Origin of the sequence: Flavobacterium gawalongense (assembly GCF_007097265.1) — a bacterium.
GTDB classification, from domain to species: domain Bacteria; phylum Bacteroidota; class Bacteroidia; order Flavobacteriales; family Flavobacteriaceae; genus Flavobacterium; species Flavobacterium gawalongense.
Genome location: NZ_VJZP01000029.1, coordinates 31,527 through 55,987 on the forward strand (window position 1 = coordinate 31,527; position 24,461 = coordinate 55,987).

Below are 24,461 nucleotides of genomic sequence, written 5' to 3' on the forward strand. Positions count from 1 at the left end.
TTGTTGTTATAGTTGTTAATGAAAAATGCTTCGTCTTAATTGGCGAAGCATTTATTTTTAAGCTACTATTAATAAGATTATTACAATTAAATACAAGTGTAATATATTTAAAATACGACAATTATTTTGTACTTTAGATATGAATTTCCTAACCGATAATGATATGAAAAAAATCATAAAAAAACTTCTTTTAGGAAATGTCCCAATAGTTGCTAAACCAAAAATCAATCCTGTTGAAAAGCGTGTTCAAAATATAAAAGCGATTTGGAATAATGATCATCAAGATGATAACGGAATAGAAAAAATAGTTCGTTTGTTTCTTTCCTCATCGCAATTACTGTTTCCTGGAATTTACATCAAATATCTGGCTTCCCGAAAAGGAGTTGAATATCAGGATTTAGCTATTGACTTTTATGTTTTGCTTAAAGTTATATTTCCATTAGTAACTCTAATTAATCAATGGCAGACTAATGGTTTTGTTATTGTGATATTGATTTATGTTTTACTGGAAACCGTTTTGTACATCCCTACTTTAATTTTTGCTTCCGATTTGTTTTCAAAACCACGCTCCTATAAAAGGTCTATGTTATTGCTTTTCCTAAATTATGTAGAAATTGTGTTGGCTTTTGGCGTTTTGTATTCCTGCGATAATTTTATGAATAAACCATTCACTCATTGGTTTGATGCGGTTTATTTTAGCACAATTACCTCCTCTTCTATTGGCTATGGCGATTTTTATCCCGTTACCACACTAGGAAAAGTACTAGTGAGCATACAGGCGTTATTATTTTTATTTTTTGTAGTCTTATTTTTAAATTTTTTCTCTACTAAAATAAAAACTAAAGGTTATTTTGACTTTGAAAATGAAGGTTAGTTTAAATCATCTTCCTCGCTTTTTCTAAATCTTCTAAGGTATCAATTCCGTTTCAATTCACACATTTTTACTTTTTTTAGAATTAAATTTTTGAAATAATGATTCCATTCTTAGTATTATACATTGGTTTTTATATTTAAAGATATATTTCCAAAACATCTTAATTTTCAGTAATGACTAAAAACATAGATTTTATTCCAAAAAAATAGGGGAACCTAATCCTACCGTGTGGACACAAATATTTAGACGAAATTTCAGCCACGAATTTCACTAATTTTCACTAATTAATTCGAGTAAATTCGTGGCTAACTTTTTTATAATATGATAAAATCTGTGTTATCTGTGTCCTACTTTAAACTTGTGTCCATGCGGTAGGAACCTAATCCCCTATTTTCATTTTATTAATTTACTTTCTTTATATCATCCTTTATTTCCAGTTCAGTAACTTTACCATATTTTTCAGCAATTTTTTTGATATCTTCTGATTTTCCTACAAGTACAAATTGTAACTTATCCTTAGGGAAATATTTGGCAATAATTTGGTTGGCTTTTACCAAATCCAGACCATCTACATTTTTTTCGAAATTATCGATAAAAGATTTATCAAAATTATACCAAAACATTTGAGACAGTAAGTTTGATAATTGCTCTGTTGTTTCATAACGCGGTGGAAACTGTCCTTTCACATAATTTTTGGCTGAACTTAATGATTTTTCATCAATACCATTTGTATGTAATTTATTCAATACTTCCAAAGCTTTATCAATTGCTGGTTCCGTCGTTTTAACGGCTGTAAAAGTGCTAATTACAAAAGACCCCCCATTCTTTAAAGCATTAAATCTACTTGAAGCACCATAAGTCAAACCAGAATTTACTCTAAGTTCATCATTTAGCATGGAAGTAAAACGTCCTCCAAATAATGTATTGACAACATCAATAGCTACATAATCTGGATTGTTTCTATTCACACCCGGTGCTCCAATATAAAATGTTGTCTCCTTAGCATCGCCTTTATTGACTAGTAATACCTTATTTTCAGTAGGAATGTTAATCGTTTTTGATGCTGGATTTTCTTCTTCTTTTGCTGATTTTTCCCAACCAGAAAACAACTTGGTTAGTTTTGCTTTCATTTCATTAGTAGCAAAATCTCCAACAATACTTATAACAGCATTATTAGGTTTATAATTTGTTTTATAAAAATCTTTAACATCATTAACCGTTAATTTACTAACAGTTGAATTATTTCCACTTAAAACATTTCCATATACATGATTTCCGTACAAAAGTGAATCAAAATATGATCCTATTACTAATCGTGGACTTTCCTTTTGTTGTTCAAGTGTAACTAATAAACGACTTTTTTCTTTTTCAAATTCTGAAGTATCAAAAACAGGATTGAGTAGTATTTCTTTAATGATAGCGAGTACTTTGTCTTTATCCTTAGCTGCAAATTTTGAAGAAAGACCAGAAAATTCTTTGGAAGCATAAGTACTTACATCAGCTCCTGTGAAGTCCAATTCTTCATCTAGTTTTATCTTTGTGAAATTTTTAGTACCATGTTTAAGAGCTGTAGCGGTTAATGATGCTAAACCTGCTTTATCGTAGTCATAAATTGCACCGGCTGGCAGTATGGCTGAAACACTGATGACAGGAACATCATGCTGTTCCATCAGATTAATTGTTAGGCCGTTTGGTAATTTAAAAGTGGTGTAATTTTGTAATTTAAAACTCTGCGCCGATAGATTTATACTGGTAATCACCAGTAGGCAGAATATTATGAGTTTTTGGTTGATCTGTTTCATAAAGTTAATCTTCTACATTTGTTTTTAATACTCCTACGGTTCTGTTACTTTTTGTAAAATATTTTTTGGCAACATTCTGCACATCAGCTACGGTAATTTTATTATAGTTAGCCGGTGCGTTGAACATTTTTCGATAATCTCCAAAAAACACTTCGTATGTACCTATATTATTTGACTTTCCATCGATGGTTTCTACTTGGGAGTAAAATTCCATCAGTTTCTGGTTTTTTATTTTCTGAAGTTCTGTTTCACTAATGCCTTCCTTTTTTATTTTTTCAATCTCAACATAAATCGCTTGCTCTAAATCAGCCTCTTTAACATCTTTATTAGCAACAGCATATACATTGAAAAGCTTAGGATCAAAACTATCTCTGAAATCAGTAAATACCTGAGTGGCCAATTGTTTTTGATCTATTAATGAAGCATACAATCGAGATGAATTCCCACTTGAAAGAACAGAACTAAGAATATTCAATGCATAATAATCCTCATTTTTAGACTCTGGCGTATGATACCCAATCATGAGATATGGAGTTGCTACTTCTTTTTTAACAATTATTCTTCGTTCCCCAGTTTGAGCAGGTTCAATAATGTGAACTTTAGGTGGAGCTGCTTGTGCAGGAATAATTTCAAGATATTTTTTAGCAAATTCCTTAACTTGTTTCATTTTGATAGCTCCAGAAACTACAACGACACAGTTGTTTGGAGCATAATAGGTTTTAAAATAGCGTTCCAAATCTTGTTGTGTCCAATTTTTCATATCATCTTCATACCCTATAACTGGCCAATGGTAGGGATGTTCCTGAAAAGCAGTTGCCTGCACAGACTGTGACAATAGACGCCATGGAGAATTTTCAAGCCCTGTACGACGCTCACTCAAAACCACACCTCTTTCACTTTCTACCATAGTAGGATCAATACTCAAACTGGAAATTCTATCCCCCTCAAGATCAAATATAACTTCAGATGCTGATGCTGGAAACCAGTTGGAATAGACCGTAACATTTTCAGTAGTATAGGCATTATTAGCACCACCGTTAAATTCCATGGTTTGGTCAAAGAGTTTTGGACCATATTTTTTAGCTCCATTGAACATCATGTGTTCAAAAAAATGAGAAAGTCCAGTGATACCTTGATATTCGTTTCGGCTTCCCACCTTATAAAACAAATACATATTGGCATTTGGAATGGAGAAATCTTCCACAACCAGAAACTTCATTCCGTTTGTAAGTGTAAACGTTTTTACATCATCTGCTTTCATTTGTGCATGTCCATAAAAGGATCCCAAAAAAATAAGATGGAGCATTATTTTTTTCATAGGTCAATAAATTAGTTACGTTAAAACTAATAAATTTTATTGACTATTTACAATTTTATAACAATGATGTTAAATTCATGGCTTTTTTATAACATTTAAATGGGTGATTCAGCAAATGTTAACTATTTTTTTAGCCACTAATTCACTGATTTTTTTCAAATCTTACTGAAGAAAAACTCGTGAATTTGTGGCTATTCTTAAAGCATTTTTCTAGCTTTTTCTAAATCTTCGGGAGTATCAATTCCAATTCCAACATGTGTAGTTTCAACCATTTTGATTCGTTTTCCAAATTCTAGATAACGTAATTGCTCCAGTTTTTCGGATGCTTCCAATGATTTCATGGGTAAATGGTAAAAATCCAACAAAGCTTGTTTTCTAAAAGCATAAATCCCGATGTGTTGCATGTATCTTACACCCACATTTTTCTCCCTAGCATACGGAATTACCGAACGCGAAAAGTACAAGGCAAATCCGTTTTGATCCACCACTACTTTTACATTATTGGGGTTTTCGATTTCGTATTCGTCTGTTATTTCACGCATCAAAGAAGCTAAATCCACTTTTTCATCCAAATCATTTCTAAAAATTTCAATCAGTTTTGCCAGAGGCTCTACATCTATAAATGGTTCATCCCCTTGCACATTCACCACAATATCCACATCCAGATTTTCAACCGCTTCGGCAATTCGATCACTCCCCGATTCATGCTCCTTAATACTTCTAATGGCTTTTCCACCATGAGAAAAAATTTCGCTATAAATTAAATCAGAATCCGTTACCACAAAAACATCATCAAATAAATGGGTGTTTATTGCGGCTTCATAAGTTCTTAAAATCACCGTTTTACCACCCAAATCCTGCATGAGTTTGGCGGAAAATCGTGTGGATGCGTAACGCGCGGGAATGACTGCTATTATTTTCATTTTTGTATTTTTTTTTTGCCACGAAGACACTAAGTCGCAAAGTTTTATTTTTAATCTTTTGCTGGTGAGAGTGTCCCGCTCGTACAATGTCATTAGGTTAAGCAGTTTTGACCGTCACTTCGAGTAATTTTGAACATTAAAGCTGTCGCATTAATGTTCAAAATTACTCGAAGTGACGAATCCTTAACTTAATGTCATTGCCCGCTCGTATCGAACACAAAATATTAATTCTCATTTATTATGGTCACAAGCGAGAGGTTTAAGCTAGCTCAGAACAATCGAGCTAATTGGCGACTAAGTTAGTATGTTTTTTTATGAGTTACAAAACTGTTCTAACTTCTCTCGACTTAAGTTAACTTTGTGATATTCCAAAAACTAATTTTTCGTCGAATTTCAAAACCTAATTTCTCGTAGAGTTGTATTGCTCCACTATTATCTTCAATCACATGCAAATAAGGAATCTTATTTTGATTAAAGATTTCATTTACAGTATGAGCAACTAATTGTTTCGCATATCCTTTTCCAGTATGATTGGGATGTGTTACTACTGCGCTTACTTCAACAAAATTATTCATTTGCATGCGCTCACCAGTCACGGCAACAAGTTCTTCATTTTTTAAAATACCATAATAATTGCCTAATAAAGCGGTTTTTCTTTTAAAATACCCTGGTTGTACCAAGTTCACCAACTCATATAAAGTATCAATATGTTCGTCAGTAAGTTTTATTATTTGTTCATTAATTACAATATCGATTGGATCATAAACAATCATTTGAAGGCAAATCACTTCTTTATTTAACTTCAATAGATTTGAAAGTTCCGGTTTTTCTCCAACAACAAAAAAATTGTCAACTTTAGTAGAATATTCATCGATAGACTTTGCAATCGCATTGTCTTTTACAAAACCACCAAACGGACAATAATCCGGATGATAGAATTTTATTCTGTCATAATCTACCGCAAAACTTTGATGCGTTTCTGATAACGAAAACCAAACCGGATTATCTAATTTTTTATTGTCTTGTGTTTTCACAATAATTTAGTTTTTAGAGGTTGATTTTAGAGATTATTATTCTTAAAAGAAGAAGTTATATTAGTTTGTGGTCACGAACGAGACTAAGTTATTATTAATTGAATTTTAAATTTATCATATGGTTATTTAAACTTTCCATTGACTTCATTTCTTTGAAAGGACTTTTAATTAAAAACGAAATTATCATATTTTTGGTAATTTCAAATGCTTTTTCTAAATCCTCAAAATCAATTTTTGTATTTGAACCATGAGCTATACTAGATCGTTTTTTATAGATATCTTTAAATTTTTTTGATATTTCTTTTCGTTCTTCCTTTTCTTCAGATATTATAAAGGCTAACGAATCTGCTAATTGACTTACAATGGATTGATTTACAAATGTTTTTTCATCATATTGAAGCATTCCTTCAATTGCAAATACAAATTGGATTAAAGATTTTGGATTGTCTCTATCGTTTATTGCTTTTCCAACCCATTCTATAGCATTCAATAATCTTTTTTCAATTTCTGTTTTATCTCTTTTCGTTATTAAAAACCAAATTTTATCATTACCCAATTCATTATTATTAAAATGGCTAGAATAATTATAATCTAGGTTTAAACTTAATATTACATCATTTTTACCTCTAAAGCCTAATCCAAAATCACTTGAAATTATTGTTCCCATTGTTGAATAGCCTCTAAAGTTAAATATTCCTATTCTTTTATCATGTGATAAATCTGCAAGTATATAACTGAAAACATTTTCAAATGACATACAATATTTATCCGCAATTTCAAAGGCTTTATCACTCTCTCTAGCGTCTATTTTTATACTAATTAATAAGTCAGATTTTATAATTTCAAAATATAAATCCTTATCGTTAGTTATAAAAGATTTTTCATTTAAAAGTTCTTTACATTTTTGTTTATTATAGATAGTAAAATCTCCGAATTTTAGTGAATCTGAATTCATTTGTGCTCCATAAAAAGGATAAAAAATTTCATGTTCAATTATTTCAATTCTTATTATTTCATTTATAATATCATTGAAATTTTCAGCTTTACATTGTGTTTTTTCACCTTTTAAAGTTCTAATTAATTCTATTATTCTATTTTGAAATTTAATAAAACTAAATGTTTCAAAAATTGATTTATTTGCGCCATATAGTTTTTCAATCGATTGTTTGTATTTATTAATATTTATTAAACCTAAAAATGAAATATTTTCTTCATCAAATCCAAAAGACTCGGCAAATTTATCATTTTGTTGATGTTGATGAATAACTTGAGAAATTGTAATTAATTCATTTATTAGTTTGGCTTCGTTTGTGTATTTCATATAATTTCTTAATTTCTAAAAATATTGCCGCTGACTTAAAACATAATCCTGTTATAAAATTTATCATCAATAGCATAACCCAAATATAAGATTTATTTCACAAAACCATCCTACATAATCTTCACCGATGTCATACTTAACGAACCCGCCAATAATTTATCATTAAACAAACTGAGTTCTTCCGTTTTTCCTTTTAATCCCAAAGTATATAGTAAAGGTAAATAATGTTCCGGCGTAGGAATCGCTAATTGAAACGCTTTGTTTTGTTTTTCAAAATCAATCAGCGGTTGAAAATTCCCGTCCACTAAATAATTATTTACCGTTTCCCTTGCTTCAATTGCCCAATCGTAACCGTAATTGTCTTTATCGAAGTTGTGATAATCGACCAATCTCAAATTATGAACAATATTGCCACTGCCAACAATCAAGATTCCTTTGGTACGCAACGCACTTAATTTTTGAGCCAACTCAAAATGGTATTGCCCGGATTTTGTGTAGTCAATACTCAACTGAATCACGGGAACATTAGCTTCTGGATATAAATGTTTGATTACACTCCAAGCACCGTGATCCAAACCCCAATGTTCGTCCAACTCTACTTCTACCGGTGTCAACAATTGTTTTGTTTCTATCGCTAATTCAGGACTTCCTTTTGCTGGATATTGCACATCAAATAACGCTTGTGGAAAACCGCCAAAGTCGTGAATCGTTCTTGGCATTTCCATTGCGGTAACCTTTGTCCCTTTGGTAAACCAATGCGCCGAAATACACAAAATAGCATTCGGTTGCGGCAACGTTTTAGCCAAGTTTCGAAAACCAGTCACAAACTGATTTTCTTCAATCGCGTTCATCGGGCTTCCGTGTCCCAAAAACAGCACCGGCATTTTTTCGGTATTCGAAAAAGAGCCTGAAATTTTATGTAAGTCGTTTAAAGTATTCATAATAAATAATGATTTATGATTACACTCAGTAATTGAAAAAAAGCTAACACGAATTTCACGAATTTTCACGAATTTTTTAACTTCAATTAAAAGGGTGTGAATATTCATAATTCAGATTGAATTATTATTTTTTCAAATTCGTATCAATTTTAGATTTTAATTAATTCGTGAAAATTCGTGAAATTCGTGTTTAATATTTTTTTACTCCACAAAATTTTCATCCTTAAAGCCTATCAAATATAATTTATTTTTTGCTCTGGTCATTGCGGTGTACAACCAGCGGATGTAATCTCTATTGATTCCATCCGGTAAATACGGTTGTTCTATAAAAACAGTATTCCATTGCCCACCTTGTGATTTATGACACGTAATCGCATACGAGAATTTCACTTGCAAACCATTGAAATATTCGTTGGCTTTTACTTTTTGGAATTGTTTATACTTGGTTTCGCCTTCATAATCTTTCAACACTTCCTGATACAATCTATTGGATTCTTCATACGTCAAAGAAGGTGATTCGCTTTTTATGGTATCCATTAATAATACCGTTTCAAACGGAATCTGATTGGGGTAATCGATCATTCGGATTTTTACTTTGGCAAACTTAAAACCGTACAATTCTTTGATATTGAAAATTTCTAATATTTCGATAATATCGCCATTGGCTATAAAACCTGCTTCATCAGAATCTTTTAACCAAAAATAATTGTTCTTCACCACCATCAGGAAATCGCCTGTGGAAAGTTCGCTTTCTTTATCGAGGATTTTGGTTCTGATTTGCTCATTATATTGATTCGCTCTTTTATTGGAACGAACAATAAAAGCGGTATCTTCTATACTATAATTACTATAGGCTGAATTGATGGCATCTTGAATATCGTATCCATCGGTCAAACGAACAATATCTTTGAATTTCTTGACATTAAATTTGAATTCATCGATAAAGGAATCTTTCAATAACTCCCTAAGTTCGGTTGCGTTATGCAAAATCCCGGAACTTTCTTCCTGACGCATGACTTCGTCCAATTCGATATGTTCTACTTCCTTATCATAATTTATTCCTAAAGTGCGAATGTCCAAAGCGGGGCTGATATCCAAATTCACCGGAGGCAACTGAGCCGTATCTCCCAATAAAATCATTTTGCAATTGGTTCCTGAATACACATAAGAAATCAAATCATCTAATAAGGAACCGTTTTCATATAACTTAGAATCCGAATTGGTATCCGAAATCATCGACGCTTCATCAACTATAAAAATCGTGTTTTTATGTTTGTTTTGTTGCAACGTAAACGAAACGCCACCACCGGAAGATTTCTTTGGGAAATAGATTTTTTTATGAATTGTAAAAGCTGGTTTATTCGAATAATTAGCAATTACTTTGGCTGCTCGACCTGTTGGTGCCAGCAAAACATATTTTTTATTAATGTCCAATAAACTATTTACAATCGTAGAAATCACGGTTGTTTTTCCAGTTCCTGCGTATCCTTTTAAAACGAAAATGGTCTTATTATCGGCTTCGGTTAAAAAAATAGCAATTTTTTGAAAAAAAATATCTTGTTTATAAGTTGGCTGAAAAGGAAATTTTCTCTGTAAAAGACTGTAAAACAAGGAGGAATTCATGTGAAGGTGATTGCTATAAATGAACATCAAATATAAGTATGAAAATCGAGGCAATTGCATAAATTGGCATTAGAATCAAAAAAAATTGTAAGTTTGTCTCCGAGTTTAATTCTTGTACTATATATAAAGGTAGAAATGGATTGAAAATCAAATTATGTCAATACAAAACACAAATATCACCGAAAAAAAATATAAAAAACTGTCCATTCAAGTTTCCTTGACTGGACTTTCTTTTTGTTGTTTTGACACACTTAACAATACGGTAACTTCATTTAACGAAGTGCATTTTGATACGTTTCATAAAGCCACAAAAATTGAAGAATTGTTTGGTGATGCATTTCGGGATTATCCGGAATTAAAGAATTCGTATGATGAAATTTTGGTCATTCACAATAATAATCTTTCCACTTTTGTTCCCACAGCTCTTTTTGACGAGAACTTTTTAGGCAGTTATTTGCAATACAATACCAAGGTTTTTGAAACCGATTTTTTTGCTTTTGATGAAATTCCAAACTATCAAATGAATGCAGTTTATATTCCGTATGTGAATATCAATAATTTTTTTATTGACCAATTTGGTTCTTTCGATTACAAACATGCCAATAGTATTTTGGTTTCGAAACTTTTGGTTGCTTCCAAAAATAAGGATGAGAAAAAGATGTTCATTCACATCAATTCGGGTCATTTTGAAATCATTGTGGTTCAGAACCAAAAATTATTGCTTTTCAATTCTTTTGATTACAACACGCCAGAAGATTTCTTGTATTACATTTTATTTACAGCCGAACAATTGAATTTAAATCCCGAAAACTTCCCATTGGAATTAATCGGAAATATTGATACCGAAAGTGATTATTTCAAAATCGCTTACAAATACATTCGCAACGTTTCACTTATTGATGTGGAAGATTTGCGATGGAACAATTATTTTTCTGAGGCCGAAAACAGAAATCATTTTATACTTTTCAACTCATGAGAATCATTTCAGGAAAACACAAAGGAAGACGCATTTTTCCACCAAAAGGGTTACCAGTCCGCCCCACCACCGATATGTCTAAAGAAGCATTATTCAATGTTCTGAACAACCATTTTAGTTTTGAAGGACTAAAAATATTAGACTTATTCTCAGGAACCGGAAATATCAGTTTTGAATTTGCCTCGCGCGGCAGCACGCCAATCACTTCCGTTGATGCTGATTTTGGTTGTGTAAAATTCATCAAGCAAGTTGCCTCTGAGTATGATTTTAATATTGCTGCCACAAAAAGCGATGTTTTCACCTATTTAGAAAGATGTAAAACTTCGTATGATATTATTTTTGCTGATCCTCCATACGCATTAGACCAAAAGACCTTTGAGAAAATTATAGTATTGGTTTTCGAAAAGGAGTTACTTAATGACGAAGGAATGATGGTAATCGAGCATTCAAAATATACCAAACTGGATCACATGATTCATTTTTCGTTTAAGAAAAGTTACGGTGGTTCTATTTTTAGTTTTTTTGAAATAAACGCTGATAATGACATGGAAGATTCTGAAAATGAATCAACCCAAAGCGATGACGAAGAAGAATAATCTCGATATTCTATAAATAGAGAAACCCTTGAAATTCCAAGAGCTTTTCTGTTTTAATTAAAGAATTAAAGTAATTATTTACCAATTACCCAACCCAAAGTAAAGTTTAATACAGGCACTAAACCACTGTCATTTTTTTCAAAATTATAACCAACGCCCATATTCAAATCAAGATTAAAATTCCCTTTGTAGGTTCTTTGAAAACCCCAAACCGGCGCTACAGTAATCGATGAATTTTCGGATAAAAAGTTATTATTCGTTGAAATTGATCTGAAATTATAAAAAGCGGACATAGCAACAAATCCTCCTGAATTATGGGAAGTAATTTTTCCCTTTCCTGCCCTTTTCTCTAAATTATAATAATGACGAAACTGTTCATTAATGTAAGGATAAAAGATCCAGGTTTTCCCAAAACTATTCGATGTATATCCATAACCTGAACTCAATTCTGAATAAAGCGTGTTTTTATTACTTAGACCGTGTTCGTAAACAAATCCCGGAAGTAATACATTAATTTTAAATTGACTTTTTTCTACGGCTGGTTTTTCTTGTGCGTTAGAATGTAAAATTGTCATTAAAATAAAAACAGCTAAAATAGCTGCTTTACCATTTTTAAATACTGGTAATTGCATGTATAATTATTATTAAGTTCTCGATATATCATTTGATTTATATCGGGAGCAAACATAATAATAAATTTTAATTTGTCAGAATTTTATTTTAATAATAAACTCAATCTCTCGTTAATTTCTCTAATATCATTTGATACGTAGGTGTTGCAACTCCAAATTTCACTGCTTGATCCACAACATATTTTGTCAAAGAAACTACTTCGGTATTTCTTCCAGCCAATAAATCTCTGTGCATCGATGAAGTGGCGTCTTGAGGAGATTTTTCCAGTTTGACAATCGTTTGAACCACAATGTCATTTGGCAACGCTAATCCTTTTGCGAAAGCGACAGAAGTAATCTCATTTAGCAATGAAATATAAATTGCTTTGTTAGCTGCATTATTCAAAATAGCACCAATATTTTGATTCAAATACGAAGTAGCCGAAGCCAAAGCAGAAATAAAAATGAATTTCTCCCAAACTGTTTCTTCGATAGTATCAACAAGATAACTTTCGATAGCAGCTTTTTCGAAAATGGATTGCAATTCATTCAATTTTGAAATTGGTGCTGTTTTAGAACCAAAAAACAGTTTTTCGTAAGGACCAATTTTCCGAATAACTCCGGGAGATACAATCATAGAAATAATATAAACACAACCTTGCAAAACAGTATTTTCAGGAAACAGCTTTTCTATGCGTTCCGTGGCATCGACACCATTATATAAAGGAAGAATTATTGTTTTTGGCGTAATGCAGTTTTTTATAGAAAGAAAACTACTTTCTATATCGTAGGTTTTAGTAGCGCAAATAAGGTAATCCAATTTCCCGATTTCTTCGGGATCATTCGAAACCAAATTTGGAAAAACAATCATTTCACTTTCATCTGACCCGAGCGATAGCGAACTGGCGGAGCAAATAATTTTTAATCCATTTTGTACTATTGCTTTTTGGGTTTCACCACGAGCAATAAATACAATTTCTATTGCTTCAGATTGAGTATAGGCTTTGGCTAATAATCCACCAAAATAACCGCCTACTCCACCTAATCCTAAAATCCCTATTCTTGTTTTCATATTATAAGTCGATCATATATCACTATTTCAAAGTAAACAACAAAGTTAAGTAATCAAACTTGCCACAAAGGCACAAAGTCTCAAAGAAAATGAGTTATTGATAAATAATTCTAAAAGTGTAAAGTGTAAAAAGGAGAAAAAAATTTAGCGTCTTTGTGCCTTTGCGGCAAAAAAAATGCATTGAGCAGTAAAAAAAAATGCAGACCTATAAGCCGGATTCTGTCTCCGAAAAATCGGAGCCTTATCATTTATCTAGGCTTACAATTACTCATAAGCTCAAGCTATCTACCCTTCAACAACGGACGAGAAGCCCTTAAATGCTGATATACTTGATATTTCACCGCATAGAGTTTACCTGGTTTCACTACAGCATTACCTGTACATACTTTCTGTTGCACTTGTCCTAATCCGATTGCTCGAACCGACGGGTGTTACCCGCTATGCTTCCCTATGGTGTCCGGACTTTCCTCTTTATTCCGAACTCGATTCGGAACCTGAAATCAGGTGTTGAAACAAGTTCAACATAAAACGATAAGGCGGTCTGCGGTGCGAATTTACAACATTTTTTCATGGATGTCAATTTTAGATTATTTACTTTAACATGTCTTTTGCAACGACTTAAAAATAAAATGGTTATCTTTATAAATAACAATTAATCTCCCATTAATCATGAAACCAACTTACCATTATACCACAGTTTTAGAAGCCTTAGAAGATTTAAAAGAAAAAGGCTTTACCTACGATTTTAATATTCATCAAGATGATATTAAAACAAATCCGCATAAATATGAAGTAAAACACGTATACCGCTACGAAGGGGATGCTGATCCAGATGAAGAATCGGTGGTATATGGCATAACCTCTGATTCAGGCGAAAAAGGAGTTTTCGTCGCTGGCTTTTCGGCAAATTCGGACAATGATGCCGCACTTGTTTTGGAAAAGTTATGTATCGAAAGTAGCGGGCAATGCAAACTCTAGTTGCTGTATAGCCATCTTATTAAAAAAAAAGAACTTCATTTTTAAGGTTTCCAAAAAAATTAATTATTAAGTTCGATGCAGTTATCCGAAATAATAATAGAGCGAATCAAAAAAGAAGGTCCAATATCTTTTCGGGATTTTATGGAAATGGCATTGTATTATCCTGAATTGGGATATTATAATTCTATACCGGACAAGATAGGATCCAATGGAGATTTTTACACCAGCCCTTATATTTCTGCTGACTTTGGGGCCATGATAGGTCGTCAAATCGAAGAAATGTGGGAAATTTTAGAAAAAAAACCTTTTACAATTGTTGAATATGGCGCTGGAACCGGTTTATTATGTCATGATATTTTAGATTATCTCAAGAATAATCTCCCTTTGTATGATAGCTTAACCTATTGTATCATCGAAAAAAGTGTCAGCATGCGTGAAATTGAAAAAAAACATTTGCATGAAAAAGTAAGTTGGTATAACTCCATTCAAGAAATTCCTGAGATTAATGGCTGTATTTTATCAAATGAATTGGTTGATAATTTTGCGGTGCATCAGGTAATTATGGAAGAACAGCTTAAGGAAGTCTTTGTAGACTATAAAGAGGATTTTATTGAAATTTTGAAACCTGCAAAAAAAGAACTCACCCATTATTTCGAAACATTAAATGCTCAACTGCCAAAAGGATTTCGCACGGAGGTCAATTTGGAAGCGGTATCTTGGATAAAAGAAGTTTCACAATCTTTACAGAAAGGTTATGTAATTACCATAGATTATGGTTCCTTGTCCTCTGAATTATACCACAACCACAGGAGTTGCGGTACATTATTGTGTTATCACAAACATCACAAAAATGACAATCCTTATCAATTTATTGGAGAACAAGACATTACATCTCATACCAATTTCTCTGCTATATCGCATTGGGGCACGCAAAACGGACTAGATTGTTGCGGTATCGTGGATCAAGCACAATTTTTATTAGCGCTCGGTATTAAAGAATATCAAAATATTGCTTTAATTAAAAATAAGGATAATTTGCAATTGGCAGCCCATGAGGCATTAATGAATTACAGATTATTGTTTGATATGGGGCCAAAATTTAAGGTTTTGATTCAACAAAAAGGAGTGCCAGAATTTCCGCTATCAGGTTTGAAATTTTTAAATTCTCCAAAAACTGTTTTTAGTTAAAAAACTATTCAATCAGATTTAGAAATTTTATTTTTTTGAAATTACAATTTAATTAGGAGCTGTTTCCTGCTCTTTGTTACAATCTTTTTTTAGGCTGAAAAAGCCTGAAAAAGGATTTTCACTTCAAACGCAGTTCACTGAACTCCTATAAAAATTATAGTACAGTGAAGTAATCAGGGCTAGAGCATTTGAGTCCTAAATACCCTTTTGTTAAATTATAAAATCTTTCAAGCCGCAAATTTTTCCATCTTTAAATTAAAACCTATATTTGCTTTCGAATAAAAATTCTATGGAACAATTTGTTGTATCGGCCCGTAAATATCGTCCTCAAACATTTAAAGATGTTGTAGGACAAAAAGCCATTACCAATACTTTATTGAATGCCATAGAAAGTAATCACCTTGCTTCTGCCCTATTATTTACAGGACCTCGTGGAGTCGGAAAAACAACTTGTGCCCGTATTTTGGCTCGGAAAATAAATCAGCCAGGGTATGATGATCCGAATGAAGATTTTGCCTTTAATGTTTTCGAATTAGATGCTGCTTCCAACAACTCTGTTGATGATATCAGAAATTTAATTGACCAAGTCCGTATTCCGCCACAAACGGGACAATACAAAGTGTATATTATCGATGAGGTTCACATGTTGTCTTCGGCAGCTTTTAATGCTTTTTTAAAGACATTAGAAGAACCGCCAAAACACGCCATTTTTATATTGGCAACGACTGAAAAACATAAAATTATTCCAACGATACTTTCTCGTTGCCAGATATTTGATTTCAAAAGAATCACTGTAAAAGATGCTAAAGAACATCTTGCCGAAGTTGCCACCAGTCAAGGGGTTAATTTTGAAGATGACGCTTTGCATATCATTGCCCAAAAAGCAGATGGAGCGATGCGTGATGCTTTGTCTATTTTTGATAGAGTGGTTTCTTTTTGTGGAAAAGATTTAACACGTCAGGCCGTTACGGAAAACCTGAATGTATTGGATTATGAAACATATATCAATGTAACCGACTTAATTTTGGAAAACAAAATTCCAGATTTATTAATCGCTTTCAACGATATTCTTGCCAAAGGATTTGATGCACATCATTTTGTATCCGGATTAGCTTCCCATTTTAGAGATTTATTGGTTTCCAAAACCCCTGCTACTTTATCTTTATTAGAAGTTGGAGAACAAGCACAACAAATGTATGGTGTGCAAGCCCAAAAATGCAGTCAAGACTTTCTTTTAAAAGGAATCGAAATTGCAAATGATTGTGATTTGAAATACAAACTGAGCCAAAATCAACGGCTTCTTGTTGAACTTTGTTTGATGCAACTTGCCTCTATCACTTTTGATGGAGAAAAAAAAAAGTTGACCAATTTATAATTCCAGCAATTTATTATAGGAAGAATGATTATTCAATAACGGTTCAAACCGAAACTGAAGAATCAAAACCTGTTATTCCAGTTATAGAATCAGTTCAACAAAAAGAACCGGAAGCTATAGATATTACTCCTATAGTTCCATCTCTTACAGTAAAAATTGATATTCCATCATCAAATGAACCAAAAATTTCCGCATTTTCATTATCGAGTATTCGTGCCAAAAAAGCATTAGAAGAAAGCAATAAAGGGATAGTAAAAGAAGTGGTTCATTTACCAACAGAAACTTTTACAGAAACGGAAATGTTGTTGCAATGGAATAAATATGCGCAACGTTTAGGGGATAAAGGATATAAAATTATGGAATCGTTATTACTCATCAACGATCCTAAATTGAATGGAACTGCCATTTCAATTGAATTGCCTAATGAAGGTTCCAAATTAGATTTTGAAAAAGAATTGAATGGACTTTTAGGTCATTTAAAAGGTCATTTACACAATCATGATATTACAATAGAAGTTATTGTGAATGAAAGTTTTGAAAATAAAAGAAGCTTTAATGACCAAGACCGATACAACAGACTTCTTGAAATAAATCCAAATATTGAACTGTTACGAACAACATTTGGATTAGATTTGGATGCGTAATCTTATGGAATAAGAGTTATAATATTAATTTGTATGACTCTCCGCTTAGCGGACTATAATTATTTTTTAGCCACGAATTTCCACAAATTTCACGAATTAGTGTTTAATTTTTCTTTTAAGGATAAAAATTCGTGACAAATTCGTGAAATTTGTGGCTAAATTTTTCTTTAGTATTATTTACGGATAGTCATATTAATTTGAATTGATTACTTTCTCAATTCTTTTATCAGGGTATGAGCCACATCATGGCTACAGCTATATATATAATGCCCGAAACCCATTCATTAAAAAATGAAAAAACAATCGCAATGATATATAATGCTGCCGATGATTTTCCTTTAAGATCTTTACCTATCGCTTTTTTCAGCAGGGAATTTTCTCCTTGGCTGGCAATAATAAAATTTTGCAATATCACATAGGAAATCCCTGCCATTAAAAGTATGAAGCCATATAAAGCCAGTGTGGCTTTGGCAAAATTATGCTCCCCCATCCATCCTGTTGAAACCGGAATTAATGATAACCAAAATAACAAATGAAGGTTCGCCCAAAGGATTTTACCATTTACTTTAGTAACACTTTGCAGCATGTGATGATGATTATTCCAGTATATGCCTACATAAACAAAACTTAATATATAGCTTATAAATTTAGGGAAAAGTAATTGTAGATCGCTAAAATTTTCCCCTTCCGGAACTTTTATTTCCAGTATCATAATGGTAATTATAATAGCCAAAACACCATCGCTAAATGCCTCTAATCTGTTTTTATTCATTAGTAAATCTTTAAATTCAAATTTCATAACTATTCAGCAACCACAAATACAAAACCATTTTTTTGGCCACTAAGTCACAAAGGCACTAAGTTTTAAATCATACGATTTTATGTTTTAAGCAAATAGATTAATTTTCTATACTTCGTAACTTATTTTCTTTGTGTCTTTGAGCCTTTGCGGCAATTTATGATTATTCTCCTTGTAGTTGAAATAAATCTTTAAATTCAAATTTTATATATAAATTATATGACTGTCCGTTACTAATACCAATGTAATTAATTTTGTCATTTCGACGAAGGAGAAATCTCATTAGTTGCTCTCGTTATGTGATTTCTCCTTCGTCGAAATGACAAAACAGCTAAATTTATTCATAAGATGTAGCTTGGTACAAGTACCGGACAGTCATAATAAATTATATCTTACCGTAATACATCGCTTTTACAATACCATCTGAAAGTCCAATTTTGGGTACATAAATATTTCTTGCGCCACTCCATTTCATTGCGTTAAGATAAATTCTTGTAGCGGGAAGAATTACATCGGCACGATCCGGATTCAATCCTAATTCTGAAATCCTTTGTTCGTAAGAAAGCGAATTCAAAAAAGCATACTGAGAATTCATGTAAATGTAAGACAAAGGTTTTTCTTGCATTTTTCCCGACATTTTGAAGAGTTTATTAATGTTCCCACCGGAACCTATTAAAGTAACTTCATCGTATTCTTGGGTATTTGTTTTTATCCATTTTTCGATTTCATCCCAAACAACGTCACATACCATATCATTAAGTAACCGAACTGTTCCAGCTTTGAATGATCTCGAATTAATCATTTTACCATTTGAAAATAAAGTAAATTCAGTACTTCCACCTCCAACATCCACAAAAAGATAGGTTTGGTCCGTTTTTAACAGATGATGCAAATCCGTTGAAGCGATTATTGCTGCTTCTTTTTTTCCATCAATGATTTCTATTTTGATATCTGCTTTTTTCTTAATCATTGCTACTACTTCCTTACCATTATAGGCTTCGCGCATCGCTGAGGTTGCAAATGCCATATAGCGTTCCACTTTATGTACTTTCATCAATAGATTGAATGCTTTCATGGCATCACACATTCGTTCCATATTCTCTTCTGAAATTTCACCTACTGTAAAAGCATCCTGCCCCAACCGTATAGGCACTCGAACAAGGGAACTTTTATTGAACTGAGGTTCTTTCCCATCTTGCTCAACAACATTTACAACCAATAAACGCATCGCATTTGAACCGATGTCTATTGCAGCATATTTTTTAAGTTTAATCATTCTTAATCTATGATTTGAATTTAGTTTCTTATTTTATTCGAGGACAATAGCAAATATGAAACCACTTTTTTAAATAATTTCTTCTAATACATCAATTTTGTTTTGATAATATCTATAAGTCTCTAATTGAGCCCTAAAAACAGGATCATGCTTTCTTACTCTATATTTATTATCTAATTTATAGGAATGATATCGCGCTTTTACATTTCCTTTCCAACCCAAATCAAAATTGTCTATTAGTTCATTTTTAATTTCTTGATCATAAATTGGGCAGGTAACTTCTACTCTGCCGTCCAGATTTCTGGTCATAAAATCAGCCGACGAAATATAAACTTCCGTTTGACCAGCATTACCAAAAATATAAATTCTGGAATGTTCCAGATAATTATCTACAATACTTATCGCTTCAATGTTTTCACTCATCCCAGGAATCCCCGGTATCAATGAACAAATCCCTCTAATTTCGAGTTGTATTTTCACTCCCGCATTACTGGCTTCATATAATTTATCAATCATTTTAAAATCAGATAAACTATTCATTTTTAACTTTATATGAGTCTTTCTGCCTGCTGATGCATGTAAAATTTCTCTGTCAATCAGTTTGTAGAATCGGGTTCGGGTGTAATGAGGGGAAACAATAAGATGTTTGTAACGATGCACTCGATAATTAATGTCAAAAAATTCAAATATTTTTATAATATCTTTTAGAATTTGTTGGTGACTTGTAAAAAGAGTGACATCCGTATATACTTTTGCTGTAGATTCATTAAAATTTCCTGTAGAAATAAAACCATATCGTTTTATTTTTTCATTCTCAATTCTTTCGATTACACATATTTTACTGTGTACTTTTAAGCCTTTTATTCCAAAAATGAGTTCAATACCTTCTGTTTTCATTTGCTCCGCATACGAAATATTAGAAGCTTCATCAAAACGAGCTTGTAATTCTATTTGAACAGTAACTTTTTTTCCGTTTTTAGCGGCATTGATCAGAGAACTTATTATCTGAGAATTTTTTGCCAATCGGTATAACGTAATTTTTATGGAAGTCACCTTTGGATCAAGAGCTGCTTCCCGTAAAAATTTAGTGAGATAAGAAAAAGATTGATAAGGTGCATTTAATAAATAATCTTTAGTACTAATTTTTTCTAATATACTTCCTTGAAGACTTAATCCTGGAATCGGCAAAGGTTCATTCGTTTTGTAAAGTAAATCGAATCTGCCAAGATTTGGAAAATTCATATAATCACGTCGATTGTGATATCTACCGCCAGGAATAATACTGTCAGTAGAAACAATCTTCATTTTATCAAGGAAAAATTGAAGTGTGTCTTTTTCTATTAACTGGTCATAAATAAAGCGAACCGGTTCCCCTATTCTTCTATCTTTAACGCTTGTAGAAATTTTTTCAATCATACTTTTACTTAAATCACTATCAATGTCTAACTGTGCATCTCTGGTAATTTTAATCATATGTGCAGAAACACTTTCGTAATCGAAAATATTAAAGATACTTTTCAAATTATGTCTTATAACATCATCCAGTAGGATTACGTATTGCTTTTCATTATTAGAAGGCAAAACAACAAATCGATTAATTGTTTTTGGAATTTCAATAACTGCATATCGAACTTCAGCAGTTTGATTCATAACTAATTTTACAGCCAAGTATCCTAAAGTATCTTTCAATAAAGGAAACTCAGCTAAATCATTTAATATTATGGTTACTAATTCCGGACTTAATTTTTGAATAAAAAAATCTTTTAAAAAATTTTCTTGCTCTCTGGAAATTTCATTTTCATTAATAATGAATATGTTTTCTTTCCCCAGTTTGGTTTCGATGATGTTTAAAATTCGTAAACTTTCGGATTGTTGCTGAATTACTATTTCGGTAATATCTTTTACTAATTGTTGCGCCGAAATACCACCAAGGTATTTCTCTCCAGATATTCCTGAGAGGCTTAATCTTCTGATAGCAGCAAAACGAACTCTGAAAAACTCATCCATATTATTCGAAAAAATACCTAAAAATCGTAATCTGTCCAATAATGGTACTGAATCATCTGCAGCTTCTTGAAGTACTCTTGCATTAAACGCTAACCAACTTTTTTCTCTATCAATATATTTATGTTCTAACACTTTATTTATTTTAAATCTTTGGGGAATATTATTTTTTTAGTTTTGCCTTTTTTAATGGTATCCCAGTTGTCTGTATCAAATTGCAAAGACACAAACCCGGCTGTAGGAACATTATTAATAAATGCATCTCCAAATTTATTAACAAAATTTGTAATAGCCTCATTATGTCCAAAAAGAATAACACTTTCTATACCATTATCGCACGATTTAACAACTTTTTCCAGTTTATTTTCATCAAAAGTATAAAGCGCGTCTTTGTAATCAATACATTCGATGGGATACGATATATTTTGAGCAAAAATCAGTGCTGTTTCTGAGGCTCTTTCAGCTGTGCTACTCCACATCACATATGACTTAGGAATAAAATCACTTACATTAGAAGATACCAAATGAGCATCTTTCATTCCCTTATGAGTCAACGGTCGATCTTTATCATGCAACGGAGCTTCCCAACTTGATTTTGCATGTCGTATTAATATTAGATTTTTCATACTTACAAGTTTTTATTCATCAATGACATTGTATCAATTTATTTGAGATTACAAATTACAAAATATTTTTTAAATCTAATTTTTATTCAAACACAAATAATGAAAATAAAGCTAGTTTATGATTATTAATCTTATAAAAAAACCTAAGTAAACGTGTTAAATAATTTATTTAAAAATACTATTATTCTTATGAAATAATAATAAAAAATACAGATAATCAACTGATTAAGTATTTTATAATGTTTTTTATTTGTTAATATTAATTTAAAATATAGATTTTAAATGTTAAAATTTTATTTAAAAGAAACAGGATTAGTATAAAAAGAAATTAAAATCACCTTTAAAAAGGCTGATAAGTAGCCTTTTTTAATTTTTTTTTAACAAGAAATGTCGTTTCAACGAGTATTTAGGTTATTGGTAGGAAAAAAAATTATAATTAAATCATTCTAGTTAGTTTAGCATCGAATATTGGTCTTTAAGTATCTAAAAACAATCTAATTTATATAAATATTTTGTTTTTGTCCCAAATAAATTAAATAAGAAATCATGAAAAAAATTACTTTTTTAAGGTTCATTACTTCATTAATATTGGTGTTTACAGCGATAATTTTTGATTTAAATAACATCTATGCGCAGAAATCGAAAAGTATTGTAAATGGTGATAATTGTATTAGTATAACTAATTGTCCTCCTGACCAATTTAAATGTGCAGATATGGTTGTTGATGGTCAGCTTGGTGCCAATTTCACTTGGGATTCGCCTACAGTCTCCCAAACTTGTTCGATTGGCGGTAATCCAAATGCCAATTTCCAAATGTTATTTGAATTAAATGAGTCAATATTAAGTTCCGAATGTTGGGATTTTAATTATATTTCAAGAGTTGGAGGTAGTAGTGGGTATCTAAAATTATTTTCAGGAAGTGATGGTGATAATTCAAACGATTCTAAAGTTACTACACCTTATTTAATAATTGAAGACGACACTAATGTTTCCATAAATGTAAATTTCAATGGTTCAGCCCCTTATACTGTTCAATTGATTTTAGTGGGTGATATAACACATCCTGATATATCCTTATCCACTCAAACAGTAACCGGGGGTGTCTCAACTTATAGTTGGGCTGCTGATTTTGATCCAGGCAATGGCGCCACAACTCAAATAACAGGAGTTTACAGGTTGAAATTTATTTTCCATTATACAGGTGCAAAACCAAGTAATGCAAACACAGGAGACACAATTATTGCGGTTAAAGCTATTTTAAATGATGATGGATGTTCTGCAGGTGTTGACTTTACCGTTACGGGACCTAATACCGGTTTTTATCCCGTTGGATCCCATGATTTACAATATGTTGCGACATATACTAGTCCAAGCGGTGTAATTAAAACAAAAACGTGCTCCTTTAACATTACAGTAGGCAGTTTGCCAACAGTCACTGGAACTACACCTTCAGCCCGTTGTGGGACAGGTTCTGTAACACTGGGAGCAACCGCTTCTGCAGGAATTATTAACTGGTATACTGATCCAACTGGCGGTTCATCTTTAGCAACTGGAAATTCTTATATAACTCCAAGCATCGCATCAACTACAATTTATTATGTGGATGCAACCGAAAATTCTTGTACATCTGCCAGAACTGCCGTGACAGCAACCATCAATCCATTGCCAACAGCAACCATTACCGGAATACTAACTGCTTGTTTAACGACTACATTAACTGCTAATACAAATGCAGTTTCTCCAATTTATGTTTGGTATAAAGACGATGTAGCTATTGGTGGGCAAACAGCATCGACACTTGTTGTTACAGCCAACGGAGATTATAAAGTAAAAATAATAAATGGATTAACTTTATGTGAGCAGACATCTTTATCTGCCGAAGTTAGTGTTGAAGATAGCACTGCTCCTGTAGTAAATGCCACAAATAGTTCAAGTACTATTTCATGTATTTCAGCTGCAACTACTCCAACGCCACCAAATGCAACTGATAATTGTTCTGGGACAATTAATGGAGTATTATTCTCAACAACAGATAGTCCAAATCCTTTAACCTGTGAAGGAACTAGAGAATATAAATATAAATATACAGATTCAAGTGGGAATTTTAGTTATTGGTTTTATACCTATACCATTGATGATAATATTGCTCCAACTGCAACAATACCTGCCAATATTACTGGTTTACAGTGTATAACTGATGTCCCAACTGCAAAAATAACGGATATAACTGATGAAACAGATAATTGTTCCGGACCAGTTACAATAACTGTTTCCGATACCAATAATGAAGCTTCTGGTTGTAAAGGAAGTCCATACATTGTAACTAGAACGTATACTTTAACAGATTGTGGTGGTAACAAAACAGATTTGGTTCAAACCATTACAGTTGAAGATACAAACGCTCCGACAGCTTCTAACCCTGCTGCCATTACCCTTAACGGTTGCAACGGAACTTTCCCTGCCGCTGATAGTGCTGTAGT

The 24,461-nt window shown here is 32.2% G+C and carries 21 protein-coding genes and 1 other RNA gene; 8 read left to right on the top strand and 14 right to left on the bottom strand.

What is annotated here, in order from left to right; genetic code table 11:
• Window positions 1–163 precede the first annotated feature (163 nt).
• Window positions 164–874 carry a potassium channel family protein gene (locus FNW38_RS13875; RefSeq protein ID WP_143388366.1) on the top strand — a complete coding sequence of 237 codons (711 nt, stop codon included), beginning with the start codon at window positions 164–166 and terminating at the stop codon, window positions 872–874.
• Window positions 875–1,275: 401 nt separating this feature from the next.
• Here FNW38_RS13875 and FNW38_RS13880 read toward each other — a convergent pair whose 3' ends face one another.
• From FNW38_RS13880 to FNW38_RS13910, 7 genes are all read right to left on the bottom strand, one after another.
• Entirely contained in the window at window positions 1,276–2,676 is a 1,401-nt protein-coding gene (locus FNW38_RS13880; protein ID WP_143388365.1) for a M16 family metallopeptidase, read from the bottom strand.
• A gap of 4 nt (window positions 2,677–2,680) precedes the next feature.
• On the bottom strand, window positions 2,681–3,994 hold the full coding sequence (locus FNW38_RS13885) for a M16 family metallopeptidase (RefSeq protein ID WP_143388364.1): 1,314 nt from the start codon (window positions 3,992–3,994) through the stop codon (window positions 2,681–2,683).
• A gap of 197 nt (window positions 3,995–4,191) precedes the next feature.
• Window positions 4,192–4,917 carry a 3-deoxy-manno-octulosonate cytidylyltransferase gene (gene kdsB / locus FNW38_RS13890; RefSeq protein WP_143388363.1) on the bottom strand — a complete coding sequence of 242 codons (726 nt, stop codon included), beginning with the start codon at window positions 4,915–4,917 and terminating at the stop codon, window positions 4,192–4,194.
• A gap of 347 nt (window positions 4,918–5,264) precedes the next feature.
• A complete protein-coding gene (locus FNW38_RS13895) occupies window positions 5,265–5,951 on the bottom strand; it encodes a GNAT family N-acetyltransferase (RefSeq protein ID WP_143388362.1) in 687 nt (228 codons plus the stop codon).
• Between the two features lie 94 nt (window positions 5,952–6,045).
• Window positions 6,046–7,272, bottom strand: coding sequence for a HEPN domain-containing protein (locus FNW38_RS13900; protein WP_143388361.1), 1,227 nt, complete (start codon window positions 7,270–7,272; stop codon window positions 6,046–6,048).
• A gap of 110 nt (window positions 7,273–7,382) precedes the next feature.
• The gene (gene ygiD / locus FNW38_RS13905; RefSeq protein ID WP_143388360.1) at window positions 7,383–8,213 is read right to left on the bottom strand and encodes a 4,5-DOPA-extradiol-dioxygenase; all 831 of its coding nucleotides are present in this window, start codon (window positions 8,211–8,213) and stop codon (window positions 7,383–7,385) included.
• A gap of 201 nt (window positions 8,214–8,414) precedes the next feature.
• On the bottom strand, window positions 8,415–9,836 hold the full coding sequence (locus FNW38_RS13910; protein WP_143388390.1) for an ATP-dependent DNA helicase: 1,422 nt from the start codon (window positions 9,834–9,836) through the stop codon (window positions 8,415–8,417).
• 154 nt (window positions 9,837–9,990) lie between these two features.
• On the opposite strand from FNW38_RS13910, the gene FNW38_RS13915 reads away from it, so the two are divergent.
• Both FNW38_RS13915 and FNW38_RS13920 read left to right on the top strand, forming a co-directional pair.
• Window positions 9,991–10,812, top strand: coding sequence for a DUF3822 family protein (locus FNW38_RS13915; protein WP_143388359.1), 822 nt, complete (start codon window positions 9,991–9,993; stop codon window positions 10,810–10,812).
• Window positions 10,809–11,408 (top strand): RsmD family RNA methyltransferase, encoded by a 600-nt coding sequence (locus FNW38_RS13920; protein WP_143388358.1) that lies wholly within the window; start codon window positions 10,809–10,811, stop codon window positions 11,406–11,408. Before FNW38_RS13915 ends, FNW38_RS13920 begins: the two co-directional genes overlap by 4 nt.
• Before the next feature lie 74 nt (window positions 11,409–11,482).
• Here FNW38_RS13920 and FNW38_RS13925 read toward each other — a convergent pair whose 3' ends face one another.
• The 3 genes from FNW38_RS13925 to rnpB form a co-directional block, all read right to left on the bottom strand.
• Window positions 11,483–12,040 (bottom strand): hypothetical protein, encoded by a 558-nt coding sequence (locus tag FNW38_RS13925; protein ID WP_143388357.1) that lies wholly within the window; start codon window positions 12,038–12,040, stop codon window positions 11,483–11,485.
• A 100-nt stretch (window positions 12,041–12,140) separates the two neighbouring features.
• On the bottom strand, window positions 12,141–13,091 hold the full coding sequence (locus tag FNW38_RS13930; RefSeq protein WP_143388356.1) for a ketopantoate reductase family protein: 951 nt from the start codon (window positions 13,089–13,091) through the stop codon (window positions 12,141–12,143).
• 192 nt (window positions 13,092–13,283) lie between these two features.
• Window positions 13,284–13,639, bottom strand: an RNA gene (rnpB, locus tag FNW38_RS13935) — RNase P RNA component class A.
• A gap of 121 nt (window positions 13,640–13,760) precedes the next feature.
• Between rnpB and FNW38_RS13940 the strand changes: the two genes are divergently transcribed.
• From FNW38_RS13940 to FNW38_RS13955, 4 genes are all read left to right on the top strand, one after another.
• Window positions 13,761–14,069, top strand: a complete 309-nt coding sequence (locus FNW38_RS13940) for a hypothetical protein (protein WP_143388355.1) — start codon at window positions 13,761–13,763, stop codon at window positions 14,067–14,069.
• Window positions 14,070–14,144: 75 nt separating this feature from the next.
• Window positions 14,145–15,257: a class I SAM-dependent methyltransferase gene (locus FNW38_RS13945; protein ID WP_144064950.1), complete on the top strand. Its 1,113-nt coding sequence runs from the start codon at window positions 14,145–14,147 to the stop codon at window positions 15,255–15,257.
• 289 nt (window positions 15,258–15,546) lie between these two features.
• Window positions 15,547–16,632, top strand: coding sequence for a DNA polymerase III subunit gamma/tau (gene dnaX / locus FNW38_RS13950; RefSeq protein WP_143388353.1), 1,086 nt, complete (start codon window positions 15,547–15,549; stop codon window positions 16,630–16,632).
• Between the two features lie 260 nt (window positions 16,633–16,892).
• Window positions 16,893–17,276: a DNA polymerase III gene (locus FNW38_RS13955; protein WP_235890208.1), complete on the top strand. Its 384-nt coding sequence runs from the start codon at window positions 16,893–16,895 to the stop codon at window positions 17,274–17,276.
• Between the two features lie 226 nt (window positions 17,277–17,502).
• Here FNW38_RS13955 and FNW38_RS13960 read toward each other — a convergent pair whose 3' ends face one another.
• From FNW38_RS13960 to FNW38_RS13975, 4 genes are all read right to left on the bottom strand, one after another.
• Entirely contained in the window at window positions 17,503–18,048 is a 546-nt protein-coding gene (locus tag FNW38_RS13960) for a TMEM175 family protein (RefSeq protein ID WP_317130172.1), read from the bottom strand.
• A 412-nt stretch (window positions 18,049–18,460) separates the two neighbouring features.
• A complete protein-coding gene (locus FNW38_RS13965) occupies window positions 18,461–19,351 on the bottom strand; it encodes a Ppx/GppA phosphatase family protein (RefSeq protein WP_143388352.1) in 891 nt (296 codons plus the stop codon).
• A 69-nt stretch (window positions 19,352–19,420) separates the two neighbouring features.
• Window positions 19,421–21,490 carry a polyphosphate kinase 1 gene (gene ppk1, locus FNW38_RS13970; RefSeq protein WP_143388351.1) on the bottom strand — a complete coding sequence of 690 codons (2,070 nt, stop codon included), beginning with the start codon at window positions 21,488–21,490 and terminating at the stop codon, window positions 19,421–19,423.
• Window positions 21,491–21,495: 5 nt separating this feature from the next.
• Window positions 21,496–21,981: a SixA phosphatase family protein gene (locus FNW38_RS13975; RefSeq protein WP_143388350.1), complete on the bottom strand. Its 486-nt coding sequence runs from the start codon at window positions 21,979–21,981 to the stop codon at window positions 21,496–21,498.
• Window positions 21,982–22,527: 546 nt separating this feature from the next.
• On the opposite strand from FNW38_RS13975, the gene FNW38_RS13980 reads away from it, so the two are divergent.
• On the top strand, window positions 22,528–24,461 hold a 1,934-nt coding region (locus FNW38_RS13980; protein ID WP_449404048.1), incomplete at its 3' end, for an immunoglobulin domain-containing protein.

Bases quoted from the DNA above. Each gene is read 5' to 3' on its own strand.
- FNW38_RS13975 (WP_143388350.1), bottom strand. From the start codon at position 21,981: ATGAAAAATCTAATATTAATACGACATGCAAAATCAAGTTGGGAAGCT.
- FNW38_RS13940 (WP_143388355.1), top strand. From the start codon at position 13,761: ATGAAACCAACTTACCATTATACCACAGTTTTAGAAGCCTTAGAAGAT.
- FNW38_RS13910 (WP_143388390.1), bottom strand. From the start codon at position 9,836: ATGAATTCCTCCTTGTTTTACAGTCTTTTACAGAGAAAATTTCCTTTT.
- dnaX (WP_143388353.1), top strand. From the start codon at position 15,547: ATGGAACAATTTGTTGTATCGGCCCGTAAATATCGTCCTCAAACATTT.
- FNW38_RS13925 (WP_143388357.1), bottom strand. From the start codon at position 12,040: ATGCAATTACCAGTATTTAAAAATGGTAAAGCAGCTATTTTAGCTGTT.
- FNW38_RS13885 (WP_143388364.1), bottom strand. From the start codon at position 3,994: ATGAAAAAAATAATGCTCCATCTTATTTTTTTGGGATCCTTTTATGGA.
- FNW38_RS13880 (WP_143388365.1), bottom strand. From the start codon at position 2,676: ATGAAACAGATCAACCAAAAACTCATAATATTCTGCCTACTGGTGATT.
- FNW38_RS13915 (WP_143388359.1), top strand. From the start codon at position 9,991: ATGTCAATACAAAACACAAATATCACCGAAAAAAAATATAAAAAACTG.
- FNW38_RS13965 (WP_143388352.1), bottom strand. From the start codon at position 19,351: ATGATTAAACTTAAAAAATATGCTGCAATAGACATCGGTTCAAATGCG.
- FNW38_RS13960 (WP_317130172.1), bottom strand. From the start codon at position 18,048: ATGAATAAAAACAGATTAGAGGCATTTAGCGATGGTGTTTTGGCTATT.
- ygiD (WP_143388360.1), bottom strand. From the start codon at position 8,213: ATGAATACTTTAAACGACTTACATAAAATTTCAGGCTCTTTTTCGAAT.
- FNW38_RS13945 (WP_144064950.1), top strand. From the start codon at position 14,145: ATGCAGTTATCCGAAATAATAATAGAGCGAATCAAAAAAGAAGGTCCA.
- FNW38_RS13900 (WP_143388361.1), bottom strand. From the start codon at position 7,272: ATGAAATACACAAACGAAGCCAAACTAATAAATGAATTAATTACAATT.
- FNW38_RS13920 (WP_143388358.1), top strand. From the start codon at position 10,809: ATGAGAATCATTTCAGGAAAACACAAAGGAAGACGCATTTTTCCACCA.
- kdsB (WP_143388363.1), bottom strand. From the start codon at position 4,917: ATGAAAATAATAGCAGTCATTCCCGCGCGTTACGCATCCACACGATTT.
- FNW38_RS13930 (WP_143388356.1), bottom strand. From the start codon at position 13,091: ATGAAAACAAGAATAGGGATTTTAGGATTAGGTGGAGTAGGCGGTTAT.
- FNW38_RS13875 (WP_143388366.1), top strand. From the start codon at position 164: ATGAAAAAAATCATAAAAAAACTTCTTTTAGGAAATGTCCCAATAGTT.